Raw genomic sequence first — 23,113 nt, 5'->3', positions numbered from 1 at the left:
ACCATATTGGCGAATAAATTTCTTTGTTGGAAACTAGCATGTAAACATTTTCAAAGGCGCTTTCACAAGTGACAAAAAGCTTAAAACATGCTAGAATGTATTATGGTCGGGATGAAGTCATCCCCAAATAAAACTAAGGAGATGTTTAGCAATGACTGCAACTAAACAACACAAAAAAGTAATCCTTGTCGGTGACGGTGCCGTAGGTTCTGCTTATGCTTATGCTCTTGTTAACCAAGGGATTGGTCAAGAATTGGGTATCATCGATATCAACAAAGACCGTACTCAAGGTGATGCAGAAGACTTGAGCCACGCATTGGCCTTCACATTCCCTAAAAAAATCTACTCTGCTGAGTATTCAGATGCTCATGACGCAGACTTGGTTGTATTGACAGCTGGTTTGCCACAAAAACCAGGTGAAACTCGCCTTGAATTGGTAGAGAAAAACCTTCGTATCAACCAACAAATCGTTACAGAAATCGTTAACTCTGGTTTCAACGGTATCTTCCTTGTTGCCGCAAACCCTGTTGACGTGTTGACTTACTCAACTTGGAAATTCTCTGGTTTCCCTAAAGAGCGTGTTATCGGTTCTGGTACTTCTCTTGACTCAGCTCGTTTCCGTCAAGCATTGGCTGAGAAAATCGGTATCGACGCACGTTCAGTTCACGCTTACATCATGGGTGAGCACGGTGACTCAGAATTTGCAGTTTGGTCACATGCCAACGTTGCTGGTGTGAAATTGTACGACTGGTTGCAAGACAACCGCGATATTGATGAGCAAGGTCTTGTTGACTTGTTTGTATCTGTTCGTGATGCAGCCTACTCAATCATCAACAAAAAAGGCGCAACTTACTACGGTATCGGTGTTGCACTTGCACGTATCACTAAAGCAATCTTTGATGATGAAAATGCAGTACTTCCATTGTCAGTTTACCAAGCTGGTCAATACGAAGGTGTTGAAGATGTCTTCATCGGTCAACCTGCTATCATCGGTGCCCACGGCATCGTTCGTCCAGTCAATATCCCATTGAGCGAAGCTGAATTGCAAAAAATGCAAGCATCTGCTAAACAATTGAAAGACATCATCGATGATGCTTTCGCAAACCCAGAAATTGCAGCTGGTGTTAAAAACTAATTATATAAAATAGTAAAAAAGGTGAGCAATAGCTCGCCTTTTTTACCTTCTAATATCATAACGTAACATAGCAATTCCATCTGTGACAGTTGACTCTACCAAGAGCAATTTCTTTTCTTCCAAAAGTGAGGCGAAAAGTGGAATACCGTCACCCAAAATAGTAGGAATAATCCCAATAATAAGGTGATCAATCACTCCCACCTCTAAACAGTCCTGAACCAGACTTGCTCCACCAAACAACCAAATATCTCCACCTTCTCTAGAACGAAGTTCCATAATCTCCCCAATGATATCCCTTACGAAACGCACATTACCATAGTCCGTCTGCTCGGTATGACTCGCAACGATAAATTGCTTTTCCTGATATCCTTCAATCATTTCCAACGGACAATCTTCTAATGATTTTCTCCCCATCACAACTGTATCACAGTTGTTAAAGAATTTTTGATTATCAAACTGTAAGACTGTATCGTATTTATCGGTACCATGTCCTTCAATCCAATCGTAGCTTCCATCCTTACGTGCAATGAATCCATCTAAACTCATTGCAATATTTAACACCAATCGTCTCACAATTAACCTCATTTCATATATTAGTGACAAAATATTATACCAGTCATTCTTCCTATTCTCAACCAAAAGTCCCTCTAACTCCTCTTCCTTTGAATAGGACAATTATTCATTTCCTGTACAGCAAAGAACATGATAAAAAGGTACACTGGACCTTAAAAAAATTGAAGAAGTTTGCGAAAGATAGCAAGTTATTAAACTCTTATAAACATTGATATTTCGGCGTTTCTGAGAGTTTTTAATTTTCAACATAAAGAAAAAAGATTGAAGAAAATTGTCCAAAATGGACTTTTTCTTCAATCTGAAAGGTCCACTGGACCTTATTCGCTTTCGTATTTTCAAGCTCATGATAAAAAGGTCCTCTGGACCTTTTTATTTAGATTTGATATAGTTGATACCGTCTGCTTTAGGAGCGACTGCTTTACCAAAGAAAGCAGACAGAGCAATAACAGTAATCAAATATGGTGCAATTTGAAGATAAACCGTTGGAATATCTTTCAATCCTGGTAATTGTCCACCCACTACTGCCAAACTTTGCGAAAGACCGAAGAATAGACTGGCGAGCATAGCGCCAATTGGATTCCACTTACCGAAAATTACAGCTGCTAGAGCGATGAAACCTGAACCTACGATTGTTGTTGCAGAGAAGTTGATATTCACTGATTGAGCACTTACAGCTCCACCAACACCACCAAGGAAACCAGCAATCAACACACCTGCATAACGCATAGCGTAGACATTGATTCCCAAAGTATCCGCTGCCTGCGGATGTTCACCTACTGAACGAAGGCGCAAACCGAACTTGGTTTTATAAAGGATGAACCAAGCAAGAAATGCTGTTGCAATAGCTACATAACCCATCAAGCTTGTATTTTTGAAGAAAATTTCACCAATGATTGGAATATCTGCCAAGATAGGGAATGAAAATTTACCAAATGATTCAGTAATACTATCAGTTTGACCCTTATTATAGATAACCTTGACTAGGAAAACTCCCAATGCTGGAGCCAAAAGGTTCAACACCGTACCTGATACAACGTGGTCTGCACGGAAATTAATCGTCGCCATCGCATGAATAGCGGCAAAAACAACACCAGCAAGACCTCCTACAATAACAGCTAATAATGGAGTAGCATTACCAAATGTCCCTGCAAATTCGATATTGAAAACAACACCAGCAAAGGCACCGATAACCATGATTCCTTCTAGACCAACGTTTACAATACCACCGCGTTCAGAGAAAACTCCTCCAAGACTGGTAAAGATTAAGGGTGCTGAATAAATCAACATTTGCGAAATGAGTAAGGCAAGAATTGAAACATTCATCTTATTTCGCTCCTTTCGCTTTATTTCTAGATTTTAATAATTGTTCAAAAATAAATTTCACACCGATAAAGAAAATGATTGATGCCGTAACAACGTTGATCAATTCAGGTGGAATCTGTGCACGTACCATACCTGGGGCACCGACAGAAAGAACACCGAATAGAAAGGCAGCCAATGGAATACCTAACGGTGAATTAGAAGCTAAAAGCGCTACTGACATACCATTAAAACCAATATCCAAGTTACCGCTTTGGATATAAACGTTTTGGAAAGTACCCAAACCTTGGATAGCTCCCCCAAGACCCGCAAGAGCACCTGAAATAACCATAGATAGAATAATCGTACGTTTCGCAGACATACCCGCATAATCCGATGCTGTTGGGTTAAGCCCCACTGAGCGAATCTCAAAACCAAGAGTCGTTTTGGTCAATAGGAACCAAATCACAAAAACTGCAATAATGGCAAAGAAAATACCAATATTCATACGTGAGTTATCTGTCAATGCACGGAGCCACTCTGTTTGGTAAGAGGCATTTGCTGACACGTTAACTGTTGAGTCTGTATTCTTCATCAAACTATCTGCAAATACATCACGAATGATATAGTTACATGAATAGAGTAAGATGTAGTTCATCATAATCGTAACGATAACTTCACTTGTTCCCAAATAGGCACGTAGAATACCTGGAATAGCTCCAGCAATACCGCCTGCCAACATAGCAATCAAGACTGTTCCCAAAATCAAAACTGGACGTGGTAAGTCAGGATTTGCCAAGGCAAACCATCCAGCAAAAACCCAACCAACATAGGCCTGACCAGACAAACCAACGTTGAAGAAACCTGCACGACTAGCTACTGCGAAACCGAGAGCAGTGAAAACAAGTGGTGCCATTGCACGGAAAATTTCACCAATTGATTTGATATTACCAAAAGCTGAATAGAATAACTCTTCATAGCCCCAAATTGGATCGTAGCCAAAAACAAGCATGACAATCGCTCCAAGTAGGATACCACTGACCACAGCCATTAATGGAAGGGCCAAATTCTTATATTTATTAAGCATGTTCTTCTCCCTTCTCAATATGTCCACCTGCCATCAAGACACCTAACTCTTGTTTATTGGTCTTAGCAGGTTCAACAATACCATGGATGACACCATCATGGATAACAGCAATTCTATCTGATACATCCAAAATTTCATCCAATTCGAAGCTGACAACAAGAACAGCCTTACCCTTATCACGTTCTGCAATGAGACGCTTACGAATATACTCAATAGCACCAACGTCCAAACCGCGTGTTGGTTGGCTAACAATGAAAAGGTCTGGGTTGCGATCGATTTCACGCGCGATGATAGCTTTTTGCTGGTTACCGCCTGAAAGAGCCTTGATTGGGACGAGTTCACTCGCCCCACGAACGTCAAATTCTTCCATTAACGCGCGTGCTTTTTCATTAATGACATTATAGTTCAAGATACCATTTTTTGAAATCGGTTCTTTATAGTAAGTTTGAAGCGCAAAGTTCTCAGCAACAGTCATCGGAAGAACGAGTCCATCGCGATGACGATCTTCGGGAACGTGGCTCACTTGCATTTCTGTAATTTTACGTGGAGTTTTACCAACTACTTCCTCACCTTTGATAGTGATTGAGCCAGATTTTACCTTACGTAAACCAGTGATTGCCTGAATCAACTCACTTTGACCGTTTCCGTCGATACCGGCAATACCAACAACCTCACCTGCTCGAACATCAAGTGACAAGCCCTTAACTGCTGGAATACCACGGTTTTCATTGACAACCAAATCCTTAATTGACAAAATGACTTCTTTAGGACTCGCTTCAACTTTCTCTGTTTTAAAGGAAACGGAACGTCCAACCATCCACTCAGCCAAATCTTGGTTTGTTGCTCCTTCAACGGCAACTGTTTCGATTGATTTACCTCGACGAATAACTGTTACACTATCGGCAACTGCACGAATTTCATCCAATTTGTGCGTAATCAAAATAATAGATTTACCTTCTTCAACCAAGGCTTTCATAATTTTCAAGAGCTCTGCAATTTCCGCAGGGGTCAATACAGCTGTCGGCTCATCAAAAATTAAAAGGTCTGCTCCACGGTAAAGTGTTTTAAGGATTTCTACACGTTGCTGTGCACCCACAGAAATATCTGCAACCTTTGCAGTTGGATCAACTTCAAGACCATATTTAGCAGAAAGTTCTTTAATTTCTGCGATAGCTTTTTTAAGGTCAATCACGCCACCTTTGGTGGTTTCAGAACCAAGAATGATGTTCTCAGCAACTGTGAAAGCATCAACCAACATAAAATGTTGGTGCACCATACCAATCCCCAATTGGGCTGCTTTGGATGGAGAGTCAATCTTCACGGATTGACCGTTGATAACAATTTCACCGCTTGTAGGTTCCAACAAGCCAGCAAGCATGTTCATCAGAGTAGATTTACCCGCACCATTCTCACCAAGAAGGGCATGGATTTCACCACGTCTGACATTCAAATTGATGTGGTCATTTGCTACAAATTCACCAAATATCTTAGTGATATTGCGCATTTCAATGACATAATCCTTAGTCATAATCTATTATCCTTTCTGACTATAGCCTTCTGAAAATTCTTCAGTACCACTTTAGTACCTTAAAATTCTTCATCAACTATACCATTTTTGTCAGTAAAACCTACCATAGCTGATAGGCTTTACTGAGAAAAATCTCAGCCCGAAAACGGCGACCCCGTCGGGTCGCCGAATCGGAATTGTCGAAAAGAAATTCATTAAGGTTTTTCAGGAACTTCTACTTTACCATCCAAGATAGCTTGCTTAGCATCTGCAACTGCTTTAGAAGCATCTTCTGAAAGGTTAGTTTCTGCCAATTCAACACCTTTATCTTTCAATGAGAATCGAAGTACTTGACCACCAGGGAATTCACCTGCAACAGCTTTAGTTGCAATATCTTTAACTGAAGTACCAACTTGTTTCAATGTTGAAGCCAATACAAAGTTAGAAGACTTACCATCTTTAGAAGTGTATTCACCTTCTGCTGATTGGTCACGGTCAACACCGATTACCCAAACTTTATCTGCTTCATTACGAGTTTCATTTTCTGCTTTAGCAGCAGCAAATACACCGTTACCAGTACCACCAGAAGCGTGGAAGATCACGTCTGCACCTGCAGCATATTGAGCAGCTGCAAGAGTTTGACCTTTAGCAGCATCACCAAATGAACCTGCATAGTCAACTGTAATCTTGATGTCTTTGTTTACAGACTTAGCACCTGCAACGAAACCAGCTTCAAAGCGATCGATGATAACACCTTCCATACCACCGATGAAACCTACGTGGTTTGTCTTAGTTGACTTAGCTGCAGCAACACCAGCAAGATATGATGCTTCATGGTCTGCGAAACCTACGCTGACTACGTTGTCTTGATCTGGAACAACACTATCCACGATTACATAGTGCGTGTCAGGATTATTTGGCGCAACCTCAGCAATCGCACTCTCCAAGGCAAAACCAATACCGAACACAAGATTGTAACCACCAGCAACAGCTGAATCAAGGTTTGTGATATAATCTGATTCACTAGCTGATTGGAAGTAATCGTAGCCATTACCTTTAGAAAGACCAGCTGCATTACCCCATTCTTGAAGACCTTCCCATGCAGATTGGTTGAATGAACGGTCATCAACACCACCAATGTCAGTAACGATAGCAGCTTTCACAGATGTGTCTGCTGATGAAGATGCTTCTGAGCTACTGCTTTTTGAAGCACGGTTACCACATGCAGCCAAAGATACAGCCGCAACAGCTGCTAGACCAAGTCCAACAAGTTTCTTGTTCATTTCTGAACCCTCCTAAAAATCTTTTTGCAACTATATTGTTGCAGAGTAATATTGCTACAGTCAAATGACTGTCATACAGACTAGGTTAAGTCTGTAAAGGAATATGGAAGTAATTCCCCGACTGTCATCTCGACTGTCGATTTATCTTTAGCGACCAAGGTCACTTTTAAATCCTTATCAAAAAATTCTGCCATAACTTGGCGACAAGCTCCACAAGGAGATATTGGCTTTTCTGTTTCGCCATAAATAATGATCTCAGAAAAATCTTTCACACCTTCAGAAATGGCCTTGAAAATAGCTGTCCTTTCAGCGCAATTGGTCAAACCAAAGCTTGCATTTTCAATGTTTACTCCCGTAAATATTTCCCCTGTCTTAGCTACAAGAACTGCACTAACTGGAAACTTTGAGTACGGTACGTATGCTTTTTGACTGTTTTTTACAGCTAATTCAATTAAATCAATAGTCTCCATCCGCCTGTGCTCCATTCATGATTGCCACGCCTGATGACGCACCAATACGAGACGCTCCTGCTTCGATAAAGGCAATGGCATCTTCATACGAACGTGCACCACCTGAAGCCTTCACTCCCATGTCAGGTCCTACTGTTCTTCTCATTAAGGCAACATCCGCTACTGTGGCACCGCCTGTAGAAAATCCTGTAGATGTTTTAACATAGTCCGCACCAGCTTCTTGAGATAATTGACAAGCTTTCACTTTCTCATCATCAGTAAGGAGGCATGCTTCGATGATAACTTTGACTAGTTTATCACCACTTGCTGCTACAACAGCTTTAATATCCTCCAAAACCAAATCGTAATTTCCAGTTTTCAGAGCACCGATATTGATAACCATGTCAATCTCATCTGCTCCTTTTGAAATTGCATCTTTTGTTTCGAAAGCTTTTACAGCAGGTGTGTTTGCTCCGAGAGGGAAACCAATAACTGTACAAACTTTTACATCACTATCTTTCAAGCTTTCAGCTGCTAAAGCAACCCAAGTTGGGTTAACACAGACACTTGCAAAATCATATTCTTTTGCTTCTGCCAAAATCTTTTCAACCTGCTCTTGTGTTGTCTCAGGTTTCAAGATTGTATGGTCAATATATTTATTCAATTTCATAGTTTTCTCCGTATATTAAGAAATAATCTCTATGATTTCTTTCGTTTTTACACTTTCTTTATCTATTTTAACATTTTTTTGGAAATTTGTAAGCATGTTTTCCGAAATATTTTCATTGGCATAAATCGTTGCGATTTGTTCACCCTTAGAAACAGCTTCCCCTACTTTCTTATGGAAGACAATACCTGTTTCATAATCTAAATCGTCTGTCTTGACTGCGCGACCTGCACCAAGTTTCATTGCAAAGAGACCGAATTCCAACGCAGGAAGCCCTACAAGGTATCCATCCTCCTCCGCAAGAACTGGAACTTGCTGTGTAACCTGAACTGGACGATATAAATCTTCTAAGTCACCACCTTGAGCAAGGACCATCTCTTCAAATTTCTTCAAAGCTGCACCATTGTCAATATGTTGGCGTACTTCTTCAATGCTTTTCTCAACATTTGCAAGCCCCAACATAATTTGGGCTAGTTCACAGATAAATTCGGTAACATCTTCTCGACCTTTACCCTGTAAAATTTCAATAGCCTCTAAAATTTCCAAACGATTTCCAATCGAAGTTCCAACTGGTTGAGACATGTCAGTCAAAACAGCAACGGTTTTACGCCCAACCGCCTTCCCAAGATCCACCATGGTTTGAGCTAGAACCCGTGCTTCTTCAACGGTCTTCATGAAGGCACCTTCTCCCACTGTTACATCTAGAAGAATCGCATCCGCACCTGCGGCAATTTTCTTAGACATTACCGAGCTGGCAATCAGTGGAATAATGTCAACGGTTGCTGTCACATCTCGAAGGGCATAGAGCAATTTATCAGCTTTAACAAGATTGTCTGACTGACCAATAACTGCAACACCAGTATCTTGAACTTGCTTGATAAAATCTTCTTGACTAACTTCAATCTGGTATCCTTTGATTGACTCTAACTTATCCAAGGTTCCGCCAGTATGACCAAGTCCACGACCGCTCATCTTTGCAACTGGAATATCAAAACTTGCTACCAATGGCGCTAAGATGAGTGTGACCTTATCTCCGACACCACCTGTAGAATGCTTATCTACCTTGATGCCTGGAATTGCAGACAAATCAATCTGTTCACCCGTTGCAACCATAGACATTGTCAAATCAGAAATCTCACGTGTTGACATCCCTTTGAAATAAATCGCCATCGCCAAGGCTGACATTTGATAATCCGGTACTGTCCCAGCTACATATCCATCAATCAACCATTTGATTTCTTCAGACGATAGTTCTAAGCCATCACGCTTTTTTTGAATTAAATCAACTGCTCTCATTCTCTCACACTTTCAAGGATGTAGTAACCCTTGTCTTTCTTTATTATCTGGCAGTTGCCGAACACCTCTTCCATCTTAGCCTTGGCACTCGGTGCACCTTGTTTCTTTTGAATGACAATGGTCAAGGTTCCGTTTGCCTCTAAGCGTTGAAAGGCTCCAGCAATTACTTCATGTACAACCGATTTTCCGGCCCGAATAGGTGGATTTGAAACAATATGATTGAATGTTTCGTCCACGTTTTCGTAGATATTGGATTGATAAATTTTAGCGGTAACACCATTCCTCTCAGCATTTTTTGTAGCTAAATCCAAAGCTCTGCTATTAATATCAATCAGTGTTGTCTTGGTGCTGAACACCTTAGCAAGTGTCAAACCAATTGGTCCATAACCACAACCAACATCCAACACCGATGCCCCTTTTTCAAAATGAAGAGTTTTTAAAAGCACTTGACTACCATAATCAACCATCTTCTTGCTAAAAACACCTGCATCTGTCATGAAAGACATTGGGGTGTCTAGTAAGTTTACGTGGATTTCATGAATATCATGTGCTACTGTAGGATTTTTTTCGTAATACATATTGGACATGTACTTATTATAACATTTCCTAAAAACGTTTTCAAGAGTTTTTCTTACATGAAAAATATGATAAAATGAAATCGATATTGAAACGCTTACCTATAGGAAGAATTATGTATGAAAAACGAATTTTTAAATTTTGAACAAATTGACCGAGCCACTTGGCAACAACTACACCGTAAGACTACAATTCCACTTAGTCAAAGTGAACTAAATTCTATTAAAAGTTTTAACGACCGCATTCAATTACATGAGGTTTCTGACATCTATCTTCCTTTGGTTAATCTTATCCATATCTATCGGAAAGCACGCAAAGACCTAAATTTTACGAAGAGTTTATTTCTACAAAAGACTATCAAGCCACAACCATTTATCATTGGCGTTTCCGGAAGTGTTGCTGTCGGCAAATCAACAACTAGTAGATTGCTGCAAATTCTTATCGCTCGGACATTTAAACACGCCAAGGTTGAATTAGTGACAACAGATGGTTTTCTCCATCCAAATGCGGTCTTAGAAGAACGGCAACTGTTAAATAAAAAAGGTTTTCCTGAATCCTATGACATGGAGAAATTGATTGATTTCCTTGATAAGATAAAAAATGGCTACGACTGCCAAATTCCTGTCTATTCACATGAAATCTATGATATTGTCCCCAACAAAACTCAGGAAATTAAGTCTCCAGATTTCTTGATTGTCGAAGGAATCAATGTATTTCAAAATCCACAAAACCAGCGCCTCTATGTCAGTGACTATTTTGACCTCTCTATATACGTTGACGCTGACGTGGAGCATATTGAAACCTGGTACTTGGAGCGATTCCAAAAATTATTGACATTGGCGAAAAATGACCCTAACAACTATTACCATCGTTTTACCCAGATGACGTACCCTGAGATTCTATCTATTGCCCAGAATACTTGGAAAAATATTAATCTAGCTAACTTAGAAAAATTCATTGAACCAACCAGAAACCGTGCTGATATTATTCTTCATAAGGCCGAAAACCATGAGATTGATAAAATTTATCTAAAAAAATAAATTTCACTTGTCAAAAACACTCTTTTCAGATATAATGGTATAGTTAGTACAAGAAAGGGTGGAGGTGAAACCATTGGCAAACATTAAGTCAGCTATCAAACGCGCTGAATTGAACGTTAAACAAAACGAGAAAAACTCAGCACAAAAATCAGCTATGCGTACTGCAATCAAAGCATTTGAAGCTAACCCATCTGAAGAGCTTTTCCGTGCTGCTAGTTCAGCAATCGATAAAGCAGAAACAAAAGGTTTGATTCACAAAAACAAAGCAAGCCGCGATAAAGCACGTCTTGCATCAAAACTTGCTTAATTAAAAAAGAAACCTTTGGGTTTCCTTTTTTTTATTTTTTCCATCATAAGGAGGCGGGACAAAGTGGAACAGTTTTCCCTCGAAGAATAACATCATAAACTCGTCAACCACAAAGCCCTCACTAAGATTATACACCTAGTGAGGACTTTATGTTTGTTTTCATTATTCTGTAGGTAAGGACGGAGCCACCATGATGTCTTTCCCACTCCCTATTTTTTTATTATTAGGGAAGAGCACGCTCCTTGAGATTCAAACTAATTCGTTAGAACCAATCTGCCAGTTCAAATGTATAGGTTTGGTCATTATAATAGTACTGATACTCTCCTACATCTCCCAAAGCCTGAAAAATAGCATTATTTTCAGTAGAGGCCAATGTAATCATTTGTTGCATTGCTTCTGCTGTTCCGAATTGCAAGACTACTTTATCCGTACCTTGTAGTCGCTGGTCAGTGAGGGACTGTAAAACTGCAGCTTCATCAAAACTTGTGAAATAAACTCCCTTTTGAACATAGTAATTCAATGAATTATCTGTACACTTTGGATAGGTCAATGCTCTAGGTTCGTAATATTGTTCTTCTCCCCAGTAGTCGAGGAGGTCGGTATCAGCAATTCTACTTCTCTCTAATATTTCATCAGGGACACATAGATAATCGTATGAAATATCTGTATGCGCTTCTCCACTTATAGCTTGATCAAAAACTGGATCTCCCCAAGTCGTATCAACACCATAGTATTGTCCATTTATCTTGACTAGATTCCAAGCATGCCCAAACTCACCGTTTTGCCCATTTTTGGCAATCCCTGTGACATAGATACAATCAATACCTGCTTTTTTACATAGGTATTGGAAGGTGCGACTATAGCCAGCACAAACGGATTTCTTATCTAATAGCACACTGGTAATTCCTTGGCTTCTCCACGTGACAGAGTTGGTCTGAAGGGCTTCAAGGTCGTAATCCGTTTGCTTTATAATCACCTCGTAAAAATATTTAACCTTCTCATAGTCCGACCCTGTTGGTGCCTGAGCAAGTATCTTATTCACTTCCTCTTCTATTTTATTTCGTGTAGGAGATAAATCAGTCGGATACGCTGGCTCTTCTAAATCCAATATATCAACTCCGCCACTCATTGCCGCTTCATCTGTTAGCCAGTAAAATTCTGGATAATCATGAGCGACAGAAAAATAGACGCGCGAATATATTTCATCATTAACAGAATCAATATCGATCACTTGCATCCGCTTGCTGAGCCCATTAACAAATTGGAGATAGGCACGACGTTCCTTATCAGTATCCAATTGTTGGTAGTAGAAATTTCCTTGAACCTCTTCTTTTAATGCTGTTAATTCTGCTTCTAGTTGCTTTTTTTCTTTAGAAAATTCAAATTTAACTTCTTCCAAACGTTCACTCAGCTCTTGTTCTCCTCCTGAACAAGCAGAAAGGACTGTCGCCGATATTAATATGGTTAAAACGCCACGAGAAACTTTCCTCATATTTACCTCCATTCTTGTTTAAGTATAACATAATTAGGAGGCTTCTGACGAACTACACAAAAAAATTAGACTAGAATTTTCCTAGCCTGATAATATTGTTTTATTTAGATAATCCTACCTCAAAAATAGTTCCTTTCGGTTGGTTATCTCTAACAGAGATTTTCCCACCTAATGTCTTGATAATTTGCTGAGCCAGCGATAATCCTAGACCGAAACCACCTTTTTGACGCGTTCTGGCCTTATCAACTCGATAAAAGCGATCAAAGATTTTCTTCTTATCGGCATCGCTGATTCCCAAACCATTGTCGGCAACTGTAAAGTAGACAGATTTATCCTTGATATTAGCTGTAATTTGAATTCTGCCGTCATCGTCGGTATACTTCATGGCATTGTCAAATAAAATGGTAAGCAACTGTTTAATCAGGACCTTGTCTGTTCGAATCGGCTGATGAATCAAATTATTAACTGTTAGTGTTTTTCCATTTTCTTCGGCAATCATAAGGTAATTAGCAAAGATTTCATCAAAATAGTTGGGTTGGACATCGATCATATCGACTTTTAAGCCATCATCACGACGAGCCAAATTGAGCAGGTTCGTTGTCAATAATCGCATATTTCGGACTTCTTCTAAACTAGATCCGATGCTTTCACTACTCTCTAAAATCGTCGCTTCGGGATGGCGAAACAGGCTCTCCAAGCGATTTTGGAGAACAGCCAACGGCGTACGCAACTCATGACTAGCATTTTCAACAAAGTCTTTTTGCTTTTGATAGCTAATTAGAATTGGACGCATGCTAAGATTTGATAGGTAAATACTTGCCAAGATAGAAATGAGCCAAGCTGATACCATAACAATAGCAACTGTCGATTCATAGGTCTCAATGGAGGATTTTATTTGGCTGACATTCACTAAAATTGTCGCATATTTTATATCATAGGACGAATAATAACCTAGTTCATCTGTAGCCAGCTCAATCGTCACATAGCGATAATCTTCAGACATACCGAAGCTTGATTCAACCGTTGCTTCCTTAATTTCGCCCAATTTTTCCTTATCTAACGGTAGGTCGGCCAAACCAGTAAAAGTATCCGGATTGACCATTTCTCCACTTTTACTATAGAGTAAGACATGAGTATTGATACCTAATTTCAGCTGTTCTACATCTCTAGTATTTTTTTGATCTTTAGGAACAGGCATGCTATCTGAGCTAGAGCTCGTCGTTTCTTCACTAGTTGGGCTATCTTGAAGTATAAAGACAGAGTTAGGCTCATACGTTCTTGCGATTGCAAAACCAACAGCCATCGCTGGCTCTTCCTTAATCCGTTTCAAGGTATTATCTGAATTTTGATACATAGTTGAACGCATTAATTGAAAAATGATAGCTGTCATCAAGCCAAAAATCAGGGTAAATACTGCAAAATAACGGATAAAGAAGGAAAATTTATCCGTATACACTAATTTTCTGATTCGCTTAGGCATTTTTTAGAATGTACCCGACACTACGCAGGGTTTGAAGATTTTCCCCGAAGGTCGTTCCTTTCAACTTTTTCCTAATTTTAGAAACATATACTTCTACTACTGAAATAGTCGTGTCACTGTCAAATCCCCAAATACGGTCAAAAATTTGAGTTTTTGGTAAGATAACATTTTGATTTTGCAAGAAGTAGACTAGTAGATCGAATTCTTTTCCTAGCAATTCAACTTCTTCGCCATTTACAGTTGTAGAGTTTGTCGATAAGTCAACGGTCACGTCCCCATAAGTTAGTGTGTTTTCATTAAACTTACCCGCTCGTTTTAATAGAGCTTGAATTCGCATCTTCAATTCTTCTAAATAAAACGGTTTTGTCAAGTAGTCATCAGCGCCCAATTCAAAACCATGGCCTTTATCCTCAAGACTTTCTTTGGCTGTTGTAATCAGAACAGGTGTCGTAACACCTTTTTCACGTAACTCTTTCAAAACTTGGAAGCCATCTTTTTCAGGTAACATTAAATCTAATAAAATTAAGTCGTACACACCAGTTTCCGCTTCATAGATTCCTTCTTCACCATCAAAAACCTGCATAACATCCGCAAAATCATCTAGGAAGTCAAAAACTGAATTGGATAGGCTTAAATCGTCTTCTACTAACAAAATCTTAATCATGTCTATCTCCTTAACCTAATATCCAAAAGACAATTCAAAGACACAAGTAAAAACTTGGTCTTTGAACATATTTTTTCACTTTAATAAGTTGCCTCTGCATTTCTGTCAGAGTTTAATTTATTATACCACTTATCTCAAATTTTTCCTATTGGTTTGAAGTGCTAGAACTACCTGAAATTTGGGATTTTATTTCTTGATTCTTCTTTTTTAAAGCATTTACCTCATCTGAGGAAGTATTTGATTGTGTTGCACTACTTGTAGCATCTGGAGGGGTTGTTCCTTGACCAGGGGGCAGGCCTTGGGTATTGCCATTTTGACCAGGTGGCATACCACGCATCTCACCGTTTCGACCCGATGGCATTCCTTGGGTTGTTTCGCCTGTTGCATCTGGTGGAGTCATACCTTGACTATTCCCATTCTGTCCTGGAGGTAGGCCTTGAGTGTTTCCATTTTGACCAGGGGGCATGCCTTGCATACCACCATTAGAGGCGGGCGGCATTTGATTACCTGCGATTGAATTAGCTTGTCCGTTCGTTGCTCCATTCTGAGCTAATGCAGCTTGGCTTTGTGTCGATACAGCTGTTGAAGATTTTGAAATGCTCATACCTCCAGCAAAACCTACAGTTGCTGCCGTAATAGCAACCGCTGCCAAAACTGTTTTCGACTGTGACTTTAATTGATTGATTATTGACATAAAATTCCTCTTTTCAATAAAATTTTATCATAGCGAGTCTTTACTCACCTGATGACACGAACAGTATAGAATGAGAAACTTAAACCAATCTAAAGATTCATTGCATTTTCCTTAAAGCAAACTAAAAGAAGTCCTTTCGGACTTCCATCTTACAATTCAGTGATGTCGCCTGTTCGTAGGTAAACAACCCACTCACAGATATTTTTAGCATAGTCACCGACACGTTCCAAGTAGGTTAAAACTTGGTAATAGTCGCGACCAGCAACCAAGGATTCTGGATTCTTCTTGATTTCTTCTGTTGTTAATTCTTGGATGGCTGAATAAAAGTCATTGACAATTTCGTCACGAGCTGCCACTTCATAAGCGACCTCAACATCAGAGTTTGCTAGATATAGTTCGAGCGTTTCCTCAACAAGTTTTCGAACTTCGCGCCCCATCTTCTTCACTTCATCTTCAACTACTGGAATGCGGACTTCGCCTTTCATACGAATAGCAGCTTTTGCGATCGAAACTGCGTGGTCTCCCATACGTTCTAAGTCACTTGTTGCTTTCAAGACAGTGATTACACGACGTAAATCTGTAGAAACTGGCTGTTGCAATGCAATAATCTCTAAAGATTTCTTTTCGAGTTTAATTTCAAAATCATTGATTTTTTTATCGGCTTCGATCACTTCTTTCGCCAATTCACGATCATGAGTTGTAAAGGCACGAACAGCATTATTAATTTGAGCCAAAACTTCATTTCCCATCGCGTAAAATTGGTTGTGGAGTTTTCCTAATTCTTCTTCAAACTGCGCTCTTAACATATAAACCTCTTTTCTTTTTAACAGGATTAACCAAACTTACCTGTAATATAATCTTCTGTCTCTTTGTTTGCCGGGTTCATGAACATTTCTTTTGTAGAATTGTATTCGATTAAATCTCCATCTAAGAAGAAACCAGTTCTATCTGAAATACGAGACGCTTGCTGCATTGAACGTGTTACCAATACCATGGTGTACTTATCCTTCAAACCATACAAGGTATCTTCAATCTTACCAGCTGAGATAGGGTCAAGTGCTGATGTTGGCTCATCCAACAAGATAATTTTAGGACTAGTAGCCAAGACACGCGCCACACAGACACGTTGTTGCTGACCACCTGACAAACCAACTGCTGAATCGTGTAAACGATCCTTAACCTCGTTCCAAATAGAAGCACCAATCAAGGCACGCTCTACAGTCTCATCAAGAAGTTGCTTGTCCTTAATACCATTGATACGAAGACCGTAGACAACATTTTCATAGATAGACATAGGGAAGGGGTTTGGTTGTTGGAAGACCATCCCGATTTCCTTACGAAGGTCTACCGTATCTGTACGGGGACTGTAAATATTTTTACCATTGTAATCAATAGCACCAGTCAAAGTTACTTCTGGGTTCAAATCGCCCATGCGGTTAATAGCACGCAAGAGCGTTGACTTACCAGAACCTGACGGACCAATCAAGGCTGTAATTTCATTTGGATAGAAATCTATTGAAACACTATTCAAAGCCTTTTTCTTATTGTAGTAAACAGACAAATCTTTTACTTGTAAAATAGGTGATGTCATTGTTTCCCTTTCTATCCAAAGTGTCCTGAAACGTAATCGTTAGTAGACTTGAGTTTGGCATTTTGGAAGATATTTGCTGTTTTATCGTACTCAATCAAGTCACCAAGATAGAAGAAAGCTGTATAGTCACTTGCACGCGCTGCCTGTTGCATGTTGTGCGTAACGATGATAATCGTGTAATCTTTCTTCAACTCAAACATGGTTTCTTCCAACTGCATAGTTGCAATTGGGTCCAAGGCTGAGGCTGGTTCATCCATGAGCAAGATTTGAGGTTTAACAGAAATCGCACGAGCGATACACAAACGTTGCTGTTGACCACCTGACAAGGTAAAGGCTGACTTGTGTAAATCGTCTTTTACCTGATCCCAGAGGGCTGCTTGTTTCAAGGAGGTTTCAACAATCTCATCCAACACTTGCTTATCTTTTACACCTGCACGCTCATGAGCAAAAGTAATATTGCGATAAATCGATTTTGCAAATGGGTTAGGACGTTGAAATACCATTCCGATATGTTTACGAATTTCGTAAACGTTCATATCTGGTCTGTTGATGTCAATTCCTTCGTAGAGGATCTGGCCTGTTACCTTAGCAATATCAATAGTATCATTCATACGATTAAGACTGCGAAGATAGGTTGATTTCCCACACCCTGATGGTCCAATCAAGGCTGTAATTTTATTTTTTTCGAACTGCATATCAATGCCCTTGATCGCTTCATTTTTACCATAGTAAACATGAACATCTTTTGTCGAAAGGGCGATATTCTCCTCTGGAAAAGTAATGATATGGCGTTCATTCCAGTTGTAATCTGCCATTTTTTCTCCTTATAAGTCAGACTTCTAGGCTGCTGAAGTCATTTTCGCATGAAGTTTCTTACCGATATATCGTGCAGAAAGGTTGAAAATCAAGATGAAAACCAAGAGAATAGCTGCTGAACCAGCAGAAACTTGGGTTGCATCTGGGATTGTACCTTCGCTGTTTACCTTCCAGATATGAACCGCAAGGGTTTCTGATTGACGGAAGATAGAAATCGGACTAGTAACACTCAATGGATTCCAGTTTGACCAGTCAAGAGCTGGAGCTGACTGACCAGCCGTGTAGATAAGAGCTGCTGCCTCACCGAAGATACGACCAGATGCCAAGACGATACCTGTTACAATCCCTGGAAGTGCTTCTGGAATAACAACATGGAGAACAGTTTCCCAACGTGATAGACCAAGAGCCAATCCTGCTTCACGTTGCGTATGGTGAACGTGACGAAGGCTGTCCTCTACGTTACGCGTCATCTGTGGTAAGTTGAAGACTGTAAGAGCCAAGGCACCTGATAAAATAGAAAAACCGTACTCAAACTGAACAACGAAAATCAAGTAACCAAACAAACCAACGACAACGGACGGTAGGGATGACAAAATCTCAATACAGGTACGGATAAAGTTAGTCAATGGACCTTTTTTAGCATATTCAGCCAAATAAATACCTGCCCCGGTTGACAAGGGAACAGAAATTAAGAGCGTTACAACCAATAGGAAGAATGAGTTGTAGAGCTGAATTCCAATACCACCACCAGCTTTGTAAGATGAAGATTTACTTGTCAAAAAATCCCAGCTTACATGTGGCAGACCACGTAGCAAGATGTAAAGAATCAGTGACGTCAAGATAACGACAATCACACCAGCGATTGAGTAAAGAATACCAGTCGCCAATTTATCAAATTTTTTAGCGTGCATAGTTTTTCTTACCCTCTCTCGTAATAAATTTCATAATCATGTTAAAGATAAGGCTCATCAAGAGCAAGACTAGGGCCAAGGACCATAGGACGTTGTTCTGAACAGTTCCCATAACCGTATTACCGATACCCATTGTCAAAACAGAAGTCAAAGTCGCTGCTGGCGTTGTCAAGGAAGTCGGGATAACCGCAGAGTTACCAACCACCATCTGAATTGCCAAGGCTTCACCAAAGGCACGCGCCATACCAAAGATAACGGCCGTAAAAATACCTGGCTTAGCTGCGTTCAAAATAACACGCCAAATTGTCTGCCAGCGAGTGGCTCCCATAGCCAAACTTGCTTCGCGGTAATGACGAGGTACTGCACGCAAACTGTCAACCGTCATAAAGGTTACTGTTGGCAAAATCATGACAAAAAGTACAAATACACCCGACAAGATACCGAAACCTGTTCCACCGAAGATTGAACGTACAAATGGCACAACTACTTGCAAACCAATGAAACCATATACAACCGATGGAATACCAACCAACAGTTCGATAACAGGTTGTAAGATTTTTGCACCACGTTTTGGTGATATTTCTGTCATGAAGACCGCTGCACCGATTGCGATAGGGGTCGCAACAACGGCTGACAGAATCGTAACAATGAAAGAACCTGAAATCATTGGCAGGGCACCGAAGATTTTAGAACTTGGTTCCCACTTACTTCCGAATAAGAAATCAGTGATGCTAACACCGTCTACAAAGAAGGTCGACAAGCCACGTTGCGCTACGAAAATCAAAATCATGGCAACGATAAAGACAATCAATGACAGGCAGAGGAAAGTAATAATCTTACCAAATTTCTCCAAACGGGAATTTTTAGACGGAGAAGATAATTCTTTTGCTAATTGTTCGTTTTTCATGCTTACTCCTTCTCAGTCACCGTGCCATCAGCACTCTTTTCAACCTGCATATCATGAATAGAAATATATCCCATACTTTCAACGATACCATTTTGAACTTCATCAGACATCATGTATGTTAGAAACTCTTCTGTCAATTCAGTAGGTTCTCCCTTTGTATACATGTGCTCGTATGACCAAATTGGCCAAGCATTTGTTGCAACGTTTTCAGCAGTTGGTTCAGCACCATTAAGCTTAATTGTTTTTACAGAATCATCAAGATAAGCAAATGACAAGTAAGAAATAGCACCTGGGGTTTGAGCTACAATGGACTTAACCATCCCGTTTGAATCCTGCTCTTGACTTTGAGCTGCTGCATGTCCATCCATAACGACTGTATCAAAGGTTGCACGAGAACCAGAACTTGCTGCACGGTTGATGATTGAAATCTCCAAATCCTTGCCACCAAGCTCCTTCCAGTTGGTAATTTCACCGGTGAAAATTTTACGCAGATCTTCTGTAGTAATATCTTTAACCGATACTTGCTCATTTACAATAACGGCCAAACCAGCTACTGCTACTTGATGGTCAACAAGTTTACTTGCATCAATACCATCTTTTTCCTCAGCAAATACGTCAGAGTTACCAATCTGAACAGCTCCAGACTGAACTTGTGACAAGCCAGTACCTGATCCTCCACCCTGAACATTGATGGATTTACCGATATTGACACTACCAAATTCATCTGCTGCTGCCTCAACAAGTGGTTGAAGCGCCGTCGAACCTACGGCTGTAATAGACTCTCCTCGATCGATCCAAGAAGAACAACCAGAAAGAGCCATACTACTCAAAAGAAACAAAGCTGCAATTCCAAGCTTCTGCTTTTTTTTCATTTCGTTTTTTCCTTTACATTTTTCAGTGGAATCTCCAATAATTTACTCTGTATTTTACAAGGAATTTACAAGATATTTCCACTCATCCACTATATCATATAAAAAGACAAGTTGCAAAAAAAATCTGCTGATTTATTCTAAAATCTCAGCCCTTTTGGAAAGCCATTTTTAAGCGTTCCAGATACAACTTTTGCGAAACCAAGACCGTTCCCCTGAACTGCTACCTGATACCAGCCATTAGCTAAATCCTTGGACACAGCTATTGTATGTCCAGCAGTATAGGACGAGAATTCTTCTAAGCTGATTTCTACTCGATTTTTAACCTCCGAACTATGGAGTGCTAGACCTAAAGCAAAACTTGGTTCAAATCTTTTTTTCTTAAACGTCCCCAAGTGAAGACCATTTCGAGCAATCTTTACTTTTGACAAATCAGGAAGGCCGTGTGGCAGTAGATAGAGATTGTCGCCAAAAACCTGCAGTAAACCATCCAATTGAACCCTTAAATGCTTCTGTTCAAATTCTTTCCAGAGAGATTGCTGTTCTCTATTCAAATTGGATTTTCCTGGTTTTAATTTTTTCTGACTGGCTTCCCCTAGAAATCTAAATTTGGCAACGAACTGACCTTCTCCTGCAAAATGGTGGGGATACATACGAGCAACTTCTGGATAACCGACTCCTTCTGCCATGCCATTGATTTTGGGAATGTCTATTAGTTCCAAATCATACTGTTCTAAGAGCCACGTCACTACTTCTTCATTTTCCTCTGGTGACCAAGTGCAAGTAGAATAAATCAATTGACCATCTGGAGCCAACATGTTCAAGGCCGATTCTAAAATTTCACGCTGTAAGCTTGCACATTGTGCTGGATAATGTTTGGACCAATATTGAATCGCATCGGGGTCTTTTCGAAACATCCCTTCACCTGAACAGGGAGCGTCTAGGACAATCATATCGAAATATCCTGGAAAGACCTTTTCCAAGCGGTCTGCTGATTCATTTGTTACAACAACATTTCTCGCTCCGAAACGCTCAATATTTTCAGCCAATATTTTTGCTCGTTTGTTAGAAATTTCATTACTAACCAAGAGCCCCGTATTTTCTAAGTATGAAAGCAAGTGAGTAGACTTTCCTCCTGGCGCTGCTGCCAAGTCCAATACTTTCATCCCTTTTTCCGGGGCTGCAATCTGACCGACAACCTGTGCAGCTGGCTCTTGTGAATAAACCAAACCAGTCACGTGTTCAGGCGATTTACCTGAAACTTTACCATAGTAAGACCAAGGCATATCTGGAATTGGTTGCTCAAAGTCCAACTGATTTTCCTTTAGCGGATTGACCCGAAAACCTGAAATAGCTGGCTCATCAAAGCTCTCAAAAAATGCTTGGGCTTCACTACCAAGCAAATGATTATATTTATCTATAAAATCCTGTGGTAATTGCATTAGAATATATATCCCTTCACTTCCTCAAGATGGGATTCTGATACTAGCATGACAAACTCTCGCTTATCATAGGCCAGACTCGGACCATCAAAACTTAACATGACTAAGCCTAAAGAGGAACCAATAATACTGGCTGCTGCGTAGTCCCATGGACACAGATAAGAAGCATAGGCAAATAATCTTCCTTCCAGAACGTGGGCGAAACCAATTCCAGCACTTCCTACAGATCTTGTACCTAAACTTTGATTTGCTAATTCTGCCACTCCATGTGCATTGGCTGCATACAACTTTGCATTGATTCCTATCAAACTCTGGCGAAGAGGGCGCAGCTCTGGTTTCTTTAAGCGTTCTTGATTGCAATAAACAGGGAATGAATCTCCTCCATGGAAAAGTTTGTCTCGCATGACATCATAAATGATACCGAACTTTCCTACTCCATTTTCAAAATAGGCAATCATAATGGCAAAATCAGTTTTCTGAGCAATAAAATTTGTGGTGCCATCAATTGGATCAATAACCCAAACATTTCCCTCATGAATAGAAGAAACGTCTCCACCTTCCTCACCTAAAATCCCATCACCTTGATAGCGAGATTGAATCTGTTGAGTCAGCATTTCTTGCACTTGTTTATCAAGGTGTGTTACCAAGTCTGTAAAGTCTCCCTTTTCTTCAATCTGAAGATCATCATGTAAATGCTGTCGGAGAAAATTTCCAGCTTCCAGGACAATCGTTTGGGCAAAGTGATACTTAGTTTCCAAAACGAATAACTCCTTTCCCTTTATCTCGAGCAGCCTTAACAACTCGATAGGTTGAATAACCAGAAACTGCTTCAAAGTCACGATCAATTTGACGTTCCTGTCCCTTACTTTTAACAACATCTTTGAAGGTTTTATAACTAGCTAATATAGCTACCGCATCTGCTCCTTTTTCATAAGCTGCCTCCACCTGATTCAAAAAAGAAAGCACGGAGGAAATCTCCTCTGTGCTCCACGAAAAATCAAGTGGATATGAATAATTTTTGTTCATAT

The 23,113-nt window shown here is 40.0% G+C and carries 25 protein-coding genes; 3 read left to right on the top strand and 22 right to left on the bottom strand.

The features are described from left to right. Positions 1-151 precede the first annotated feature (151 nt). The gene (locus P7J58_RS03880) at positions 152-1,135 is read left to right on the top strand and encodes an L-lactate dehydrogenase (protein WP_002940816.1); all 984 of its coding nucleotides are present in this window, start codon (positions 152-154) and stop codon (positions 1,133-1,135) included. A gap of 42 nt (positions 1,136-1,177) precedes the next feature. Here P7J58_RS03880 and P7J58_RS03875 read toward each other — a convergent pair whose 3' ends face one another. From P7J58_RS03875 to P7J58_RS03835, 9 genes are all read right to left on the bottom strand, one after another. Then, positions 1,178-1,708, bottom strand: coding sequence for a dihydrofolate reductase family protein (locus P7J58_RS03875; RefSeq protein ID WP_024415869.1), 531 nt, complete (start codon positions 1,706-1,708; stop codon positions 1,178-1,180). Between the two features lie 369 nt (positions 1,709-2,077). Next, positions 2,078-3,031, bottom strand: a complete 954-nt coding sequence (locus tag P7J58_RS03870) for an ABC transporter permease (protein ID WP_012775589.1) — start codon at positions 3,029-3,031, stop codon at positions 2,078-2,080. Position 3,032: 1 nt separating this feature from the next. Next, a complete protein-coding gene (locus P7J58_RS03865) occupies positions 3,033-4,094 on the bottom strand; it encodes an ABC transporter permease (protein ID WP_024379615.1) in 1,062 nt (353 codons plus the stop codon). Beyond that, complete coding sequence (locus P7J58_RS03860; RefSeq protein ID WP_014637858.1) at positions 4,087-5,622, bottom strand: ABC transporter ATP-binding protein; 1,536 nt, start codon at positions 5,620-5,622, stop codon at positions 4,087-4,089. The genes P7J58_RS03865 and P7J58_RS03860 overlap by 8 nt, the downstream gene beginning before the upstream one ends. 194 nt (positions 5,623-5,816) lie before the next feature. After that, the gene (locus P7J58_RS03855) at positions 5,817-6,884 is read right to left on the bottom strand and encodes a BMP family protein (protein ID WP_192370165.1); all 1,068 of its coding nucleotides are present in this window, start codon (positions 6,882-6,884) and stop codon (positions 5,817-5,819) included. Between the two features lie 80 nt (positions 6,885-6,964). Next, on the bottom strand, positions 6,965-7,354 hold the full coding sequence (locus tag P7J58_RS03850) for a cytidine deaminase (protein ID WP_002940839.1): 390 nt from the start codon (positions 7,352-7,354) through the stop codon (positions 6,965-6,967). Then, positions 7,341-8,003 carry a deoxyribose-phosphate aldolase gene (gene deoC / locus P7J58_RS03845; protein WP_105150448.1) on the bottom strand — a complete coding sequence of 221 codons (663 nt, stop codon included), beginning with the start codon at positions 8,001-8,003 and terminating at the stop codon, positions 7,341-7,343. The genes P7J58_RS03850 and deoC overlap by 14 nt, the downstream gene beginning before the upstream one ends. A 15-nt stretch (positions 8,004-8,018) precedes the next feature. Further along, positions 8,019-9,296, bottom strand: a complete 1,278-nt coding sequence (locus P7J58_RS03840; protein WP_002940851.1) for a pyrimidine-nucleoside phosphorylase — start codon at positions 9,294-9,296, stop codon at positions 8,019-8,021. Continuing rightward, positions 9,293-9,883, bottom strand: coding sequence for a class I SAM-dependent methyltransferase (locus tag P7J58_RS03835; RefSeq protein WP_024376492.1), 591 nt, complete (start codon positions 9,881-9,883; stop codon positions 9,293-9,295). The genes P7J58_RS03840 and P7J58_RS03835 overlap by 4 nt, the downstream gene beginning before the upstream one ends. 108 nt (positions 9,884-9,991) lie before the next feature. Here P7J58_RS03835 and coaA point away from each other — a divergent pair, with 108 nt between their 5' ends. Together coaA and rpsT are read left to right on the top strand one after the other, a co-directional pair. Then, the gene (gene coaA, locus P7J58_RS03830) at positions 9,992-10,912 is read left to right on the top strand and encodes a type I pantothenate kinase (protein WP_002935283.1); all 921 of its coding nucleotides are present in this window, start codon (positions 9,992-9,994) and stop codon (positions 10,910-10,912) included. Positions 10,913-10,970: 58 nt separating this feature from the next. Further along, on the top strand, positions 10,971-11,219 hold the full coding sequence (gene rpsT / locus P7J58_RS03825) for a 30S ribosomal protein S20 (RefSeq protein ID WP_012027069.1): 249 nt from the start codon (positions 10,971-10,973) through the stop codon (positions 11,217-11,219). 262 nt (positions 11,220-11,481) lie between these two features. Here the strand turns inward: rpsT and P7J58_RS03820 are convergent, their stop codons facing one another. The 13 genes from P7J58_RS03820 to P7J58_RS03760 form a co-directional block, all read right to left on the bottom strand. Then, entirely contained in the window at positions 11,482-12,711 is a 1,230-nt protein-coding gene (locus P7J58_RS03820; RefSeq protein WP_029179556.1) for a transglutaminase domain-containing protein, read from the bottom strand. A gap of 100 nt (positions 12,712-12,811) precedes the next feature. Continuing rightward, the gene (locus tag P7J58_RS03815; RefSeq protein WP_408545990.1) at positions 12,812-14,191 is read right to left on the bottom strand and encodes a sensor histidine kinase; all 1,380 of its coding nucleotides are present in this window, start codon (positions 14,189-14,191) and stop codon (positions 12,812-12,814) included. Next, complete coding sequence (locus P7J58_RS03810) at positions 14,184-14,855, bottom strand: response regulator transcription factor (RefSeq protein ID WP_014637852.1); 672 nt, start codon at positions 14,853-14,855, stop codon at positions 14,184-14,186. The genes P7J58_RS03815 and P7J58_RS03810 overlap by 8 nt, the downstream gene beginning before the upstream one ends. Before the next feature lie 145 nt (positions 14,856-15,000). Beyond that, positions 15,001-15,549 carry a hypothetical protein gene (locus P7J58_RS03805; RefSeq protein WP_408555741.1) on the bottom strand — a complete coding sequence of 183 codons (549 nt, stop codon included), beginning with the start codon at positions 15,547-15,549 and terminating at the stop codon, positions 15,001-15,003. A 149-nt stretch (positions 15,550-15,698) separates the two neighbouring features. Then, positions 15,699-16,355 (bottom strand): phosphate signaling complex protein PhoU, encoded by a 657-nt coding sequence (gene phoU, locus P7J58_RS03800; RefSeq protein ID WP_408555740.1) that lies wholly within the window; start codon positions 16,353-16,355, stop codon positions 15,699-15,701. A gap of 26 nt (positions 16,356-16,381) precedes the next feature. Continuing rightward, on the bottom strand, positions 16,382-17,140 hold the full coding sequence (pstB, locus tag P7J58_RS03795; RefSeq protein ID WP_029186694.1) for a phosphate ABC transporter ATP-binding protein PstB: 759 nt from the start codon (positions 17,138-17,140) through the stop codon (positions 16,382-16,384). Between the two features lie 11 nt (positions 17,141-17,151). Further along, positions 17,152-17,955, bottom strand: coding sequence for a phosphate ABC transporter ATP-binding protein PstB (gene pstB, locus P7J58_RS03790; RefSeq protein WP_029185151.1), 804 nt, complete (start codon positions 17,953-17,955; stop codon positions 17,152-17,154). 24 nt (positions 17,956-17,979) lie between these two features. Beyond that, positions 17,980-18,867 (bottom strand): phosphate ABC transporter permease PstA, encoded by an 888-nt coding sequence (gene pstA, locus P7J58_RS03785; RefSeq protein ID WP_014635996.1) that lies wholly within the window; start codon positions 18,865-18,867, stop codon positions 17,980-17,982. Beyond that, entirely contained in the window at positions 18,857-19,774 is a 918-nt protein-coding gene (gene pstC / locus P7J58_RS03780; RefSeq protein ID WP_044758718.1) for a phosphate ABC transporter permease subunit PstC, read from the bottom strand. The genes pstA and pstC overlap by 11 nt, the downstream gene beginning before the upstream one ends. 2 nt (positions 19,775-19,776) lie before the next feature. After that, the gene (locus P7J58_RS03775; RefSeq protein ID WP_408555739.1) at positions 19,777-20,646 is read right to left on the bottom strand and encodes a phosphate ABC transporter substrate-binding protein PstS; all 870 of its coding nucleotides are present in this window, start codon (positions 20,644-20,646) and stop codon (positions 19,777-19,779) included. Positions 20,647-20,783: 137 nt separating this feature from the next. Further along, positions 20,784-22,085 carry an RsmF rRNA methyltransferase first C-terminal domain-containing protein gene (locus P7J58_RS03770; RefSeq protein ID WP_408555738.1) on the bottom strand — a complete coding sequence of 434 codons (1,302 nt, stop codon included), beginning with the start codon at positions 22,083-22,085 and terminating at the stop codon, positions 20,784-20,786. Continuing rightward, positions 22,085-22,843, bottom strand: a complete 759-nt coding sequence (locus P7J58_RS03765) for an inositol monophosphatase family protein (protein WP_024375673.1) — start codon at positions 22,841-22,843, stop codon at positions 22,085-22,087. Before P7J58_RS03765 ends, P7J58_RS03770 begins: the two co-directional genes overlap by 1 nt. Beyond that, on the bottom strand, positions 22,833-23,111 hold the full coding sequence (locus P7J58_RS03760) for a UPF0223 family protein (RefSeq protein WP_332422349.1): 279 nt from the start codon (positions 23,109-23,111) through the stop codon (positions 22,833-22,835). The genes P7J58_RS03765 and P7J58_RS03760 overlap by 11 nt, the downstream gene beginning before the upstream one ends. Between the last annotated feature and the right edge of the window lie 2 nt (positions 23,112-23,113).

The organism is Streptococcus suis, assembly GCF_046032535.1.
Classification (GTDB): domain Bacteria; phylum Bacillota; class Bacilli; order Lactobacillales; family Streptococcaceae; genus Streptococcus; species Streptococcus suis_AK.
The sequence above is the reverse complement of the archived record's forward strand: the minus strand, read 5'-3'. Positions and strand labels throughout refer to the sequence as shown.

Excerpts from the sequence above, each read along its gene's own strand:
- phoU (WP_408555740.1), bottom strand. The coding sequence starts at position 16,355 with ATGTTAAGAGCGCAGTTTGAAGAAGAATTAGGAAAACTCCACAACCAA.
- P7J58_RS03855 (WP_192370165.1), bottom strand. The coding sequence starts at position 6,884 with ATGAACAAGAAACTTGTTGGACTTGGTCTAGCAGCTGTTGCGGCTGTA.
- P7J58_RS03860 (WP_014637858.1), bottom strand. The coding sequence starts at position 5,622 with ATGACTAAGGATTATGTCATTGAAATGCGCAATATCACTAAGATATTT.
- P7J58_RS03880 (WP_002940816.1), top strand. The coding sequence starts at position 152 with ATGACTGCAACTAAACAACACAAAAAAGTAATCCTTGTCGGTGACGGT.
- P7J58_RS03835 (WP_024376492.1), bottom strand. The coding sequence starts at position 9,883 with ATGTCCAATATGTATTACGAAAAAAATCCTACAGTAGCACATGATATT.
- P7J58_RS03770 (WP_408555738.1), bottom strand. The coding sequence starts at position 22,085 with ATGCAATTACCACAGGATTTTATAGATAAATATAATCATTTGCTTGGT.
- P7J58_RS03870 (WP_012775589.1), bottom strand. The coding sequence starts at position 3,031 with ATGAATGTTTCAATTCTTGCCTTACTCATTTCGCAAATGTTGATTTAT.
- P7J58_RS03865 (WP_024379615.1), bottom strand. The coding sequence starts at position 4,094 with ATGCTTAATAAATATAAGAATTTGGCCCTTCCATTAATGGCTGTGGTC.
- P7J58_RS03810 (WP_014637852.1), bottom strand. The coding sequence starts at position 14,855 with ATGATTAAGATTTTGTTAGTAGAAGACGATTTAAGCCTATCCAATTCA.
- P7J58_RS03805 (WP_408555741.1), bottom strand. The coding sequence starts at position 15,549 with ATGTCAATAATCAATCAATTAAAGTCACAGTCGAAAACAGTTTTGGCA.
- P7J58_RS03840 (WP_002940851.1), bottom strand. The coding sequence starts at position 9,296 with ATGAGAGCAGTTGATTTAATTCAAAAAAAGCGTGATGGCTTAGAACTA.
- P7J58_RS03815 (WP_408545990.1), bottom strand. The coding sequence starts at position 14,191 with ATGCCTAAGCGAATCAGAAAATTAGTGTATACGGATAAATTTTCCTTC.
- coaA (WP_002935283.1), top strand. The coding sequence starts at position 9,992 with ATGAAAAACGAATTTTTAAATTTTGAACAAATTGACCGAGCCACTTGG.
- P7J58_RS03820 (WP_029179556.1), bottom strand. The coding sequence starts at position 12,711 with ATGAGGAAAGTTTCTCGTGGCGTTTTAACCATATTAATATCGGCGACA.
- pstC (WP_044758718.1), bottom strand. The coding sequence starts at position 19,774 with ATGAAAAACGAACAATTAGCAAAAGAATTATCTTCTCCGTCTAAAAAT.
- P7J58_RS03775 (WP_408555739.1), bottom strand. The coding sequence starts at position 20,646 with ATGAAAAAAAAGCAGAAGCTTGGAATTGCAGCTTTGTTTCTTTTGAGT.
- pstB (WP_029185151.1), bottom strand. The coding sequence starts at position 17,955 with ATGGCAGATTACAACTGGAATGAACGCCATATCATTACTTTTCCAGAG.
- P7J58_RS03760 (WP_332422349.1), bottom strand. The coding sequence starts at position 23,111 with ATGAACAAAAATTATTCATATCCACTTGATTTTTCGTGGAGCACAGAG.
- P7J58_RS03850 (WP_002940839.1), bottom strand. The coding sequence starts at position 7,354 with ATGGAGACTATTGATTTAATTGAATTAGCTGTAAAAAACAGTCAAAAA.
- pstA (WP_014635996.1), bottom strand. The coding sequence starts at position 18,867 with ATGCACGCTAAAAAATTTGATAAATTGGCGACTGGTATTCTTTACTCA.
- pstB (WP_029186694.1), bottom strand. The coding sequence starts at position 17,140 with ATGACATCACCTATTTTACAAGTAAAAGATTTGTCTGTTTACTACAAT.
- deoC (WP_105150448.1), bottom strand. The coding sequence starts at position 8,003 with ATGAAATTGAATAAATATATTGACCATACAATCTTGAAACCTGAGACA.